Here is a 12,811-nt window from a genome sequence, read left to right on the forward strand (position 1 = left end):
GCCAATGATCGGCGCGTTTTTTATTAAACCCTTAAAATCCACCAACAGGCGCAAACTCAACCCCTGTGGCAAGCTTACCCTCTTGCATGATGACCAAAGCGCGCTCCAGCCACCCATCAATCAACCCATCTTGATGATCGACCTGAGGGAATGTAACATCGGGCTTAACACCGATTTTATCAATCTTCTCACCCGTGGCGGTTATGTAATGCGCTGTGGTTAGTTTTACCGCCTGATTATCGCCAATTGGAATAATAGACTGCACCGAACCTTTGCCATAACTAGCTTCACCCAATATCAGTGCACGACCTTGAGTCTGTAATCCACTAGCCAATACTTCGGCGGCAGAGGCAGAATATCGATTTTGCAGGATGAGTAGCGGAATCTCATCAAGTAGCGGGGAACCTGATGTATGCATGACACGCTCAATGCCATGACGCCCTTCGACTTGAGTGACGACCTCATTACGCATAAAAAGCGAAGCCACATCTACCGCCGAATCCAGCACACCGCCCGGATTATTACGCACATCGATGATCATCCCTTGTACGGGTATCCCTGCTGATGAGACACCATTTAAGATCTGCTGGCGTGTGTTGGTTTGAAATACGGGCAGCTTAACGATCACGATGCCGTCACGCACCAGAATCTCAATGTTTGACTGCGTGCTGTGGGTACGCTCAAGGGTTTTGGTTAGTTTTGACCGACCTGCTTTGGAGAAGGTGACGTCCACTTTAGTATTAAGAATGCCACTTAAAAGCTGCGCAACATCGTTTTGGGTTTGGCTGCCTGTCAGACGGACATCACCGATCTGATACAGATAATCACCAATAGCAATGCCTGCTTTGGTCGCGCTAGATTCAGCCTCAACCTTGGTAACCACCCAACGCCCTGCACGCTCCTGCCATACCGCTGTGATGCCAACATCGCCAACATTACCCGTGGTGAATGACTGAAGATTATTAAATGCTTTAGCATCCAAAAACTCAGCATGACTATCCACCTTGGTTAGCATGCCGTTAATGGCATGATAAAAAAGCTCATCATCATTCTTATGGTCAGGATATTCACGGCGCACTAAATCCACCACCGACACGAAAGTCTTTAATGTATTTGGTGAGATGGCATTTAATGGTACACGCCCCTGATGTAGCCCGTCGATACCATGCAGAACATTTGGCTGACTGTCTAGCACACCCAAATCAATCTCAGAAGCATCACCCTCCTGATCTTCATCAGCCTGTGAATTAGGCTCAGATAGCACAGGCGCAGAATCAGAAAACTCATTCTGCGCAACCGATGACAATGGCACAGCCGTCATCATAGAGAGCAACGTTAATATTAGCAGCTTTTTCATGAGATCCTCGCGAATGCTCAGCCTTCGATTAATAGGCTCTCGCCTGTCATTTCGCTAGGCTTTGGCATACCCATCAAATGCAGGATCGTCGGTGATACGTCGCACAGTTTACCACCTTCACGTACACTAACTTTCTTATCGCCCACATAAATGAACGGAACAAGCTCGGTCGTATGCTGTGTGTGCACTTGCCCACTTTCATAGTCTTGCATCTGCTCGCAGTTGCCATGATCGGCGGTAACCAGCAAATGCCCACCCATCTTTTGTACACTATCAGCGATCACACCAATACACTCATCGACCACCTCAACAGCTTTCACAGCTGCCTCGAATACGCCTGTATGCCCCACCATGTCGCCATTGGCGTAGTTAATGATGAGTACGTCAAATTCACCTGACTCAATGGCTGCTTTTAATTTATCAGTAACCTCATAAGCACTCATTTCAGGCTTTAGATCGTAGGTCTTCACTTCAGGGCTGTTCACCAAGATGCGCTTTTCACCGTCATATAGCTCTTCACGTCCACCACTAAAGAAGAACGTTACGTGAGCGTATTTTTCAGTTTCAGCGATGCGAAGCTGAGTTTTGCCGTTATTTTGTAGGTATTCGCCCAAAGTATTAGCCAGACTGGTTGGATAATAGGCGATGGTGGTTTTTGGGTTGTTTTCTAATTCATCTGAATATTTGGTCAGCATGACATAGGCGGACAGCTCTGGCGCCACTTTACGCTCAAAACCATCAAAGTCATTATTAACGAAGGCCTGGCTGATTTCACGAGCACGGTCTGCACGGAAATTCATGAAAATCACCGCATCATTATCACAGATAATGCCGTTATCATCGATGATGGTCGCCTGAATGAATTCGTCAGTCTCGTCCGCTGCATAAGCTTGTTTTACCGCGTCGATGGCTGTGCCCGCTTCACGTACAGCATTGGCTTGGGTTAGAAGTTCGTAAGCGGCTTGGACACGATCCCAGCGCTTATCACGATCCATCGCGAAGAATCGACCGATCATGCTGGCAATCTTCGCCTCGCCATCGTATTGGCCGCTGATGTCCGCCAAGAACACTTCAAAATCTGCCACATAAGCCTCGGCTGACTTCGGCGGCGTGTCACGCCCATCCATGAATCCATGCACAAATACTTGTAGTGCACCCTGCTCTAATGCCATGCGTACAGCCGCCTTCATGTGATCGATGTGCGCATGGACGCCACCATCTGACAACAGACCCAAAATATGAACCGCACCTTCTGCCTCATTGGCAGCTTTAACAGCACCGACTAAAGCTTCATTCTTAAAAAAATCACCCGTATTAATATCATTCATGATACGAGTTGAATCTTGGAACAAGATACGCCCTGCACCTAAGTTCATGTGACCCACTTCAGAGTTACCAAACTGACCATCGGGCAGACCCACATCCATGCCAGAGCCAGAGATCAGACCGTTAGGGCAAGTCGCGGTTAGCTTATCCAAGTTGGGCGTATTCGCCGCCAGAACTGCATTATCTCGTGGGTCGGTGCGATGTCCCACACCATCTAGAATCATCAATACATGCGGGATTTTTTTATTGGTCGCGTCAGTCATGAACATACTCAAAATTCAATGTAAATTTCATGATATTGTAGCATAAATCAATATAAAAAAAGACATTAATTTACCAACATCGGTAACTACAATCATGAAAGTTAATCATGCCAAATATGATCGCTAACTTGCATAAATAGTGCTTTTGACCAAGGATTAAATTTGTATTTTTATGGGCTTTTGGTTGCAATTGAATGGTTTTAATTTATAATAGCGGTTTGCCATTTTTGATTATTCATAACTTTTAGCTTGTAGCCGATGCAACACCTAAAACCCACCATAAAATCCGCCTTTATTCAGAGCTTGCCTATTTTATCGGGCTTTTTGTTTTTGGGAATGGCATATGGCGTCTATATGCGTTCGCTTGGCTTTGGGGCGATTTACCCCATTGCGATGGCGTTTTTTATTTTTGCAGGCTCGGTTGAGTTTGTCATGGCAAGCGTGTTATTGGCAGCATTTAACCCCTTATCTGTTCTGCTGCTGATCGGCATGATTAGCGCTCGGCAAATTTTTTATGGCATTTCGATGCTGCATAAGTTTAAGGGTATTGCAGGCTTTAAAAAGTTTTATCTCGTGTCAGCCATGACCGATGAATCTTTTGCCATCAACTACTCAGCCAATATTGAAGATGGTATCGACAAAACGTGGTTTATGGTATTTATCACGATTTTTTTACACATTTATTGGGTGAGTGGTGCGGCACTTGGGGCACTACTGAGTGATGTTTTACCTTTTGATTTGAAGGGCTCAGAATTTGCCATGACGGCTTTATTTTTGGTGATTTTTATGGAGCAATGGCTCAAAGAAGACAGCCACATCAGCTCAATCATCGGGCTTGGTATTAGCATCGTTTCTTTGGTAATTTTTGGCAAGGACAGCTTCTTGATTCCTGCGATGGCTGGGATTTTGATCTTGCTCGGCGCTTTCCGTACGCGCTTGCGTGCCTACCATTGAGGATGAGTCATGAGTATTGAACAACAAATAATCAGTATCCTTATCGCCATCATCGCCGTACAGATCTGTCGCTGGCTTGCCTTTATCGCCTTTCCAGAAAACAAACCCATCCCCAAATTCGTACAATATCTAGGCAAGGCACTACCCTCTGCTGTATTTGGGCTTTTGGTCGTGTACTGCTATAAGAACGTCGATCTGCTCACGCCACATCATGGCGCACCAGAATTCATCGCAGGGATCGTGGTAGTCGTACTTCACATTTGGCGACGCAACATGTTTTTATCCATCGGTGCTGGCACCTGCCTATATATGTTTTTAATCCAAAAAATCTTCATCTAAATCAAAGATTTCATCAAATACGGCATGATAATATGCCGCTTTTTTATCCAATGCCAAAGGATAGGCACGCGAAGATGACGGCAGTCTGCGCAATGTCACTATTTTATCATTGATGGGTAATTGCACTGACTCGCCAATTTTTGGCGGATTTAAATCATGATCTGACAGCAGAATTTCGGTCGCCTTTTCGCCCGTGGTGATAATATGTGCGCATTTTGGCATCTGAGCAAGTAGTTCAGAGACATCAGAGGGCTCGATGATGGTTAAGAACTTATCCGATGCATTGTCCTGCTCGCGTATCACCGCTTTGGCAACATCAAAAATGGCAATGCCTCGCTCCCTCAAAAAATCCTCAATCTTATCCTGATAAAAACACTTATTCGACACATCAATAAAGCATTCTTTATCGCCAAAAAACACCAGTCCCATGATGCGCCACATGTCATTATTAAAATTCGGATAATAAAAATCCATCTTCCAGCGCGACTTTGGCGGTGGAAAGCTACCAAGCATTAATACCTTGGCATTCTTTGGTAAAAATGGAAACAAGGGATGTTTTTCAATATTCATGGAAATCGCGACCATCAAGATAGATTTTTATCTATTAATTTAAAGTAAGCATTAAAAAAAGCCGACAACACGGTCGGCTTTTTTATTCCAATCAGAGATTAGAATGATTTAACGAATGATACGCCATAAACCCATGGGCTTAGGTCTAGTTCGCCTTTATCTACGCCATCAATTTTAACATCAGTTTTAAGATCGATGTAGCGCGCGTCTAGACGAACTGCGTCACGGTCAGTTAGTTTCAAGTCAACGCCAACGTGGCCAGCTGCACCCCAGTTGTCTTTTAGTTCAAGATCTGAACCAGCTAGGTGCTCTTTGAAGAAAGTAGTGTAGTTTACACCAGCACCGATGAACGGTACAACTTTACCACCGTTGTCGAAGTGGTATTGTAGAGATAGAGTTGGTGGAAGTAGTTTAACTGAACCAACTTCCTTGCCCTTAGACTCGATGTCATGCTTGAATGGGTGTGCCGCTAGCAGTTCGATACCAACATTTTTAACTGGAAAGTATTCGAAAGTAATGCTTGGACGAACATCTTCATCAACAGATAGTTCTAGACCTGGATTGCTCTTAGGATCAACGTAAGCAGCGCCCGCGCCGATGGTCCAAGTGCCTGCAGGTGCGGCAACAGCAGCGGTAGTTGCAGTAGCAGCTGCTAGCGCAAGTGCGATATTTTTTAGTTTCATGGCTATTCTCCAACATGGAAAGTGGCTAAAAAGATAAAAAGAGCCCGCGTATTGCAAGCCCTCTTGCGAAAGTATATCATCACTCTTCATAAATGACGGTTTAAACCTTGTCATCATTTTATAACAATCGGCAAAAAAATCAACAACTTTTTAAGACTTTTAAGACTTTTGTGACTTTTTAGTCAATTAAACGCTCTTTTAGTGCCAATACAACATCACGAACGCGCGCTGCTTCTTCAAATTTAAGTTCAGCTGAGAGTGTGCGCATTTGTTTTTCTAGGCGATTGATTTCTTTAACGATAAGCTCAGGTCGTCTTAAAATCTCTTCGTCCACGCCAGCTATCGCACTTTGGGCGATGACCGCACTGCCTAGGGCATGCATGGCTTCTTCTTCGCCTGTGTCAATCTTATCGGTGATGGCACGGCTTGCCGATTTTGGCGTAATGCCATGTTCGGTATTAAAAGCGATTTGTTTGGCTCGTCTGCGTTCGGTCTCATCTATCGCCTTTTGCATACTAGGAGTAATGCTATCAGCGTATAAAATTGCCTTGCCATTAACGTGCCGTGCTGCTCGCCCAATGGTCTGAATGAGCGAACGCTCCGAGCGTAAAAAGCCTTCTTTGTCCGCATCAAAAATTGCCACAAGCGACACCTCGGGCATATCCAAGCCTTCACGAAGCAGGTTAATCCCCACCAGTACATCATGCACGCCTGTTCTGAGTTCGTGAATGATTTTCATGCGTTCTACCGTGTCAATGTCGCTGTGTAGGTAGGCGACTTTTACGCCATATTCTTTTAAGTAACTGGTCAAATCCTCCGCCATGCGTTTGGTGAGCGTGGTAATCAGCACTCGCTCGTTTAAGGGTTTACGCAGGTTTATCTCACCAAGCACATCGTCCACTTGGGTAAGCACAGGGCGGATTTCTAAGACAGGGTCAATCAGTCCTGTGGGTCGGACGACTTGCTCCACGATGTTTTGGGCTTTTTCAAGCTCATATAGGGCAGGCGTGGCGGACACATAAATGGTGGACGGCTTGATACGCTCCCACTCTTCAAATTTCATCGGGCGGTTATCCATAGCGGACGGCAAGCGAAAGCCATAGCTAACAAGCGTCTCTTTGCGCGAGCGGTCGCCCTTATACATTGCTCCGATTTGTGGGACGGTAACATGACTTTCATCAATAAACAACAACGCATCATCAGGCACATAGTCAAACAGCGTGGGCGGAGCAAGCCCAGCAGGTCGCCCTGATAGATGACGTGAGTAGTTCTCAATGCCGTTGCAGTAGCCTAACTGTTGTATCATCTCAAGATCGTATTGGGTACGCTCTTTGATACGCTGGGCTTCGATGAGCTTGTCATTATCTCTAAAATAGTCAAGCCGTTCAGCAAGCTCAGCTTTTATGGTGTCGCTTGCTTGTTCCAATTTTTCTCGTGGGGTAACGTAGTGCGATTTTGGATAAATGGTAATGCGTGGGGCGGTGCGGACGTTTTTACCAGTCAAAGGGTCAAACCAGACGATTTTTTCGACTTCATCATCAAACATCTCAATGCGTACGGCAAGGCTCTCACTCTCGGCAGGATAAATATCCAAAGTCTCGCCACGAATGCGATACGTCCCTCGCCCAAAATCCAGCTCGTTGCGTTCGTATTGTAGCTCAACCAAACGTTTGATAAGGGCGGTTCTATCCACGACATCGCCCACCACCACATGAAGGAGCATTTTTAGGTAGCTCTCAGGGTCGCCCAAGCCATAAATGGCGGACACAGAAGCCACGATAATCGCATCTCGGCGTTCTAGCAAAGCGCGAGTGGCGGACAGTCGCATTTGGTCAATGTGGTCGTTAATGGCAGAGTCTTTTTCTATAAAAGTGTCGGACGCAGGCACGTACGCTTCTGGCTGATAATAGTCATAATAGCTGACAAAATATTCCACCGCATTATTGGGAAAAAACGCCTTAAACTCGCCATAAAGCTGGGCGGCTAGGGTCTTGTTATGAGCCATGATTATCGCAGGTCGCCCAAGCTCGGCGATGACTTTTGCCATCGTGTAAGTTTTACCCGAACCTGTCACGCCAAGCAATAGCTGCTCTGTTCTACCTGCCTTGACACCGTCTACCAAGCCAGCTATGGCGGTGGGCTGATCGCCTGCCGGCTCGTAGTCGCTGACAAGGTCAAAGGCTTGACTGCTGATCTGTGTGCCTGACACATTGACGCCTGTCAGTTCGGCGCTTTCTTGGAGTTGCTTGGCAAGCTGGTTAAGATGTCGCTCTTCTCGCGTGGTATTTTTGATGTCTGGGATTCTCATGATGGTCCGTGATGACGATTATTCAATCCTTTATCATTGGGATTTTTGGCAAAATTTAAAGACAGTGGGACATTTTCATTTAAATATTTCAACACAAATCTCAACCAATCACATCTTTTTACAAAATTTACTTGCAAAAAATCGATACATCTGTAAACTAAGCACAGTTTTTAACATGACAATCACCCACATCGATTTGTACCAAATCGTCTAGGCATAAGGTTTATTATGAAAAAATATCAATGCATCGTCTGCGGCTGGATTTATGATGAAGAGCTTGGCTGCCCTGAAGAAGGTCTTGCGCCAGGTACCCGCTGGGAAGACATTCCAGATGATTGGACTTGCCCTGAATGTGGCGTCACCAAAGAAGATTTTGAGATGGTAGAAATCTAATGGACACCCCCTTTCATGTGCAGCCGACAGATTTGCCAGAGAGTTGGCAAAAGTTCGGACAGATAGACTGGCAACCGTCTGATCTCTCTGAACATCTGTATCAAGCCATCATCGACATCGGCGAAGGCATGTCGCTGTGCGTGGAAGCTGGGGGTGACCCTGCACATCCTGCGATGATTTTTATCACGGGTCTTGGGTCTCAAATGCTGTTCTGGTCGGATAAGCTGCTTAAGCAATTCATTGATGCTGGCTATTTTGTGATTCGCTTTGATAATCGTGATACAGGCCTGTCTAGCAAAATTCGCATCGATGGCCTGCCCAAGGTGAACACCCTAAAGATGATGCTCAAGGTGCAAGCAGGTCTGTCCAACCGGCAAGAGCCTGTCGCCTACACACTCACTGACATGGCAGAAGACGTCGCCAGACTCATCAAGACCATGAATCTAGATAAAGTCAATCTGGTGGGCGCATCGATGGGCGGGATGATCGCACAGATCGTCGCAGCGCGTTACCCTAAATATGTGGATAATCTGGTGCTGATGTTCACCAGTAGTAATCGTGCTTTCTTGAGGCCACCAAATCCCAAGCAATTCATGACTTTCGTGCGTCGCCCAGAGAGCCACTCCGAAAGAGACATGGTACGTCATAGCGTGTGGTTCATGACAGCAGTCGGCTCACCAGGACATCTAGATATTAAGGGTACTCGCGCCATCGCAGAGAAACGCTATCAGCGTAATTTTCACCCGCTTGGTGTCGCCCAGCAGCTAAATGCCATCTTAGCCTCCGGCTCTATCTTGCGCTTTAGTAAGCAGATTCGCGCGAACACCCTCGTACTACACGGCAGCAAAGACGGACTGCTTGCCCCCAGTCATGGTAAGTTCTTAGCCAAGATCATTCCAAATGCTCGCTTTGAGCTCATCGACGGCATGGGTCACGACATCCCGCCTTATTATTATCCTTATCTTGTGAGCATCATCGCAAGGCACTGCCAAGCCGATTGATGTTTTGTGAGTTAGGACTTATAATGCTCCTACATCCATTCACAAGGGGACATCATGCATACCATCACATTGGGCGATGCCAGCTATCGCATCAACACCATCTACTGCATCGGACGCAGCTACGTCGAACACATTTATGAGCTTGGTAATGCCGTGCCTGATGAGCCGCTAGTATTCCTAAAGCCGAACAGCAGCATCGTCACTAGCGACACCATCACCCTGCCCGACTATTCAGATAACGTCCATCATGAGACTGAACTTGTCCTACTCATCGGTGAAGATAAGCAAATCGTCGCGGCCACCGTTGGGCTAGACTTGACAGCCAGAGATGTACAAAGCATCTGCAAAGAAAAAGGTCTGCCATGGCTCAAGGCTAAAGGCTTTAAGAATGCCTGCTGGCTTGGCGACTTTATGCCATTTGAAGATAAGACCTATCATCTGTCGTTGTCAGTCAATAGCGAGATGCGCCAAGATGATAGCACGGATAAGATGATGTATAGCTTTGATTATTTGGTTGAATATCTTGATGAGCTATACGGGCTACAGGCAGGTGACATCATCATGACAGGCACACCCAAGGGTGTCGATAAGCTGATGAGCAGTGATAAATTAACAATAAAATTGGATGGTTCAACCTACCAAGTTAGCGTTAAATAACCACCAAAAGCGGATTTTTTATCAAAATTTTGTTACAATAAGGCTTTTTAAAATCCTCAATCCACAAGGAAATCCTCCATGAATATTCTTGTACTTGGTACAGGCGGACGCGAACACGCACTGGCTTGGGCATGCGCTAAAGACACCAAAGTCGATACCGTCTATGTCGCCACAGGCAATGCAGGCACAGCAATAGAACCAAAACTACAAAACATCGACCTAGATGTCGTCAACCACGATGCTGTTATCAAGTTCTGTCAAAATAATAATGTTGAGTTTGTATTAGTTGGCCCAGAAGCACCCTTAGTGGAGGGCGTCGTCGATGACCTTCGCCGTGCCAACATCAAAGCATGGGGCCCTACCCAATACTGCGCACAGCTAGAAGGCTCCAAGGCATTCGCCAAGGATTTCATGAAAAAAGTCGGCATTCCTACCGCATTTTACGAAGTATTCACCGAGATCGAACCTGCTAAAGAATTCGTCCGCACCAAAGGCGCACCGATCGTCATCAAGGCAGATGGTCTGGCAGCAGGCAAAGGCGTCATTGTCGCGATGAGCGAAGAAGAGGCCTTTAATGCCATTGATGACATGCTGTTGGGTAATAAATTCGGTCAAGCAGGCTCTCGTGTGGTTATCGAGGAGTTCTTGGCAGGTAAAGAAGCTTCTTTTATTTGCATGATTGACGGTGACAACATCCTGCCAATGGCGACCAGCCAAGACCACAAGCGCATCTTTGAAGGCGATACAGGCGCCAACACAGGCGGCATGGGCGCCTACTCGCCTGCACCTGTCGTGACAGCTGATGTACACACCAAGGTCATCGAGCGCGTGATTCGCCCCGTCGTCGATGCCATGAAAGCCAATGGCACGCCCTATACGGGATTCTTGTACGCAGGTCTTATGATTAATGAGGCAGGTGACCCTTATGTGATTGAGTTTAACTGCCGATTTGGCGATCCTGAGACTCAGCCGATCATGATGCGACTACAGTCATCATTGGTCGATTTGATCACAGCTGGTCTAGATGGTAAGCTTCCCGCATCTGCCGAATGGGATGAGCGTGTGGCGCTAGGCATCGTATTGGCAAGCCGTGGCTATCCTGAGACTTCATCAAAAGACGATGTCATCACAGGTCTACTAGCCATCGATTCACACGATGACCTAAAAGTCTTCCATGCCGGAACCAAAGAAGCCAACGGACAAATCTTAACCAATGGCGGTCGTGTTCTATGCGTAACAGCTCTAGGCGCTACTGTCGCAGAAGCACAGGCGCGTGCTTTAGCAGGCTGTGGCAACATCAGCTTTGATGGCATTCAATACCGTCGTGACATCGGCTGGCGTGCGATCGAACGCTAATATTGATCATAATCAATCGAGCTCTTTTAAGCACCGCCTTAAAAGAGCTTTTTGTTATACATCAAGCACAAATACGACATAATGGCTTGATTTTTTGATATAATAACCCCAATTTATGAGACAAAATATCACAACAAGACATCATGACCAAACCGCTAAATACCCTAAAAACAACCCCACTACAACGCAGACTTTCCATCGCCAAGACCTCATTGAACATCGGGGCGACTTGGGCAAAAAGCGGCGTATCGGGGTTATTTTTAAGTAAAGAGGCGCGAGAGACCCAAAAGCACGCCCTACTCCAAGAACAAGCGGATTATCTGGTCAGCGAACTGGGCAAACTAAAAGGTTCTGTGGTCAAGATTGGGCAGATGCTTGCGCTGTATGGCGAGCATTTTTTGCCGCGCGAAGTCATCAATGCCCTGCACACACTTGATGCCAACACCGCCCCACTCTCATGGCACATCATCTACGACACCCTAAAGCATGAGCTTGGAGATCGCATTGATGATTTTGAGATCGAGCGCAACCCCATCGGTACTGCAAGCCTTGCCCAAGTCCATAAAGCCACACATAAATACAGCGGACGTACCGTCGTCCTCAAGGTTCAATATCCCAATGTTGCTAACGCCATCGATTCTGACCTAGCGATTTTTAGGCAGCTACTTAAGATTACAAATGCTGTCCCACAGACCAAAGCGCTGGATGATTGGTTCTTAGAGATCAAAGAGCTGCTACATACCGAAGTGGATTATCGTACTGAAGCTAAGACCACGAAGCAATTTGCCGCTTATCTGGCGGATGATGATCGCTATATCGTGCCGACCATTTATGACAATTACAGCACTGATCGCTTGATTTGTATGAGCTATGAAGCAGGCATTCCTTTGAATGACCCTGCGCTTCTGCAGCTACCCCAAGAACGTCGTAACACCCTTGGTCAAGCCGCCATCGAGATCGTCATTCGCGAACTGTTCGAATGGGGGGAGATGCAGACCGATCCTAATTTTGGTAATTATCTGGTGCGTAGCGAGAATGACACGGATCGCTTGGTCTTGCTGGATTTTGGCGCAGTAAAGCGCTTTGACAACCATCTACTAACCATCGCAAAAAACTTACTCACCGCAGGCTATCATCAAAACAGTCAGATGATGAAATCAGCCATGACAGGTTATGATTTTTTTGATAAATTGACTGGCAAGCCAAAAGACGACATGGCTAAGGTTTTTTTGATGGCGTGTGAGCCTTTTGCCAAGGCAGAACATGTTAATAATGCTTATCTTGATGATAATAATCGCTACCTGTGGGCAGGCAGTCAGCTTTATAATCGCGTGATGACTTCTGCCAAAGATGGCATGACCTCGCTTGAATTTAGCTTACCACCCAAAGAGATGATGTTCATCAGTCGTAAATTCATCGGTGCATATGCCCTACTGGTTGCGCTGGATGCTCGCACAGACAGTACAGAGCTCATCGAACCTTATCTCACCCCTTGACATATAACGCCTTGATGCTCATTATTAAGGCGTTTTATTCATGAGTATTTTGTATATATTCATCAGATAATTGACATTGCGCAACCATTCACAAGATGCTAACATAAA

12 protein-coding genes are annotated in these 12,811 nt (G+C 46.4%); 7 read left to right on the forward strand and 5 right to left on the reverse strand.

Annotated features, from left to right (window positions below):
- Positions 1–31: 31 nt before the first annotated feature.
- A complete protein-coding gene (locus DYD54_RS05920) occupies positions 32–1,357 on the reverse strand; it encodes a S41 family peptidase (protein ID WP_063514141.1) in 1,326 nt (441 codons plus the stop codon).
- A gap of 17 nt (positions 1,358–1,374) precedes the next feature.
- Positions 1,375–2,946: a 2,3-bisphosphoglycerate-independent phosphoglycerate mutase gene (gene gpmI, locus DYD54_RS05925; protein WP_115265739.1), complete on the reverse strand. Its 1,572-nt coding sequence runs from the start codon at positions 2,944–2,946 to the stop codon at positions 1,375–1,377.
- Positions 2,947–3,204: 258 nt separating this feature from the next.
- On the opposite strand from gpmI, the gene DYD54_RS05930 reads away from it, so the two are divergent.
- Together DYD54_RS05930 and DYD54_RS05935 are read left to right on the forward strand one after the other, a co-directional pair.
- The gene (locus tag DYD54_RS05930) at positions 3,205–3,900 is read left to right on the forward strand and encodes an AzlC family ABC transporter permease (RefSeq protein ID WP_063514143.1); all 696 of its coding nucleotides are present in this window, start codon (positions 3,205–3,207) and stop codon (positions 3,898–3,900) included.
- Between the two features lie 9 nt (positions 3,901–3,909).
- The gene (locus DYD54_RS05935; RefSeq protein ID WP_063514144.1) at positions 3,910–4,239 is read left to right on the forward strand and encodes a branched-chain amino acid transporter permease; all 330 of its coding nucleotides are present in this window, start codon (positions 3,910–3,912) and stop codon (positions 4,237–4,239) included.
- Here DYD54_RS05935 and DYD54_RS05940 read toward each other — a convergent pair.
- The 3 genes from DYD54_RS05940 to uvrB all read right to left on the reverse strand — a co-directional run bounded on the left by DYD54_RS05940 (position 4,216) and on the right by uvrB (position 7,800).
- The gene (locus tag DYD54_RS05940; RefSeq protein ID WP_063514145.1) at positions 4,216–4,809 is read right to left on the reverse strand and encodes a uracil-DNA glycosylase family protein; all 594 of its coding nucleotides are present in this window, start codon (positions 4,807–4,809) and stop codon (positions 4,216–4,218) included. The genes DYD54_RS05935 and DYD54_RS05940 overlap by 24 nt on opposite strands.
- 98 nt (positions 4,810–4,907) lie before the next feature.
- Positions 4,908–5,492: an OmpW/AlkL family protein gene (locus tag DYD54_RS05945; RefSeq protein ID WP_063514146.1), complete on the reverse strand. Its 585-nt coding sequence runs from the start codon at positions 5,490–5,492 to the stop codon at positions 4,908–4,910.
- Positions 5,493–5,670: 178 nt separating this feature from the next.
- Positions 5,671–7,800 carry an excinuclease ABC subunit UvrB gene (uvrB, locus tag DYD54_RS05950; protein WP_063514147.1) on the reverse strand — a complete coding sequence of 710 codons (2,130 nt, stop codon included), beginning with the start codon at positions 7,798–7,800 and terminating at the stop codon, positions 5,671–5,673.
- 228 nt (positions 7,801–8,028) lie between these two features.
- Here uvrB and DYD54_RS05960 point away from each other — a divergent pair, with 228 nt between their 5' ends.
- From DYD54_RS05960 to DYD54_RS05980, 5 genes are all read left to right on the forward strand, one after another.
- Positions 8,029–8,193, forward strand: a complete 165-nt coding sequence (locus DYD54_RS05960) for a rubredoxin (RefSeq protein ID WP_036362848.1) — start codon at positions 8,029–8,031, stop codon at positions 8,191–8,193.
- Positions 8,193–9,194: an alpha/beta fold hydrolase gene (locus DYD54_RS05965; protein ID WP_084260638.1), complete on the forward strand. Its 1,002-nt coding sequence runs from the start codon at positions 8,193–8,195 to the stop codon at positions 9,192–9,194. The genes DYD54_RS05960 and DYD54_RS05965 overlap by 1 nt, the downstream gene beginning before the upstream one ends.
- Before the next feature lie 54 nt (positions 9,195–9,248).
- Positions 9,249–9,851 (forward strand): fumarylacetoacetate hydrolase family protein, encoded by a 603-nt coding sequence (locus DYD54_RS05970; protein WP_063514149.1) that lies wholly within the window; start codon positions 9,249–9,251, stop codon positions 9,849–9,851.
- Between the two features lie 78 nt (positions 9,852–9,929).
- Positions 9,930–11,207, forward strand: coding sequence for a phosphoribosylamine--glycine ligase (gene purD / locus DYD54_RS05975; protein WP_063514150.1), 1,278 nt, complete (start codon positions 9,930–9,932; stop codon positions 11,205–11,207).
- Positions 11,208–11,350: 143 nt separating this feature from the next.
- On the forward strand, positions 11,351–12,703 hold the full coding sequence (locus DYD54_RS05980) for an ABC1 kinase family protein (protein WP_063514151.1): 1,353 nt from the start codon (positions 11,351–11,353) through the stop codon (positions 12,701–12,703).
- The last annotated feature ends 108 nt before the right edge of the window (positions 12,704–12,811 follow it).

The sequence above is a fragment of the Moraxella ovis genome, assembly GCF_900453105.1.
Taxonomy (GTDB): Bacteria; Pseudomonadota; Gammaproteobacteria; order Pseudomonadales; family Moraxellaceae; genus Moraxella; species Moraxella ovis.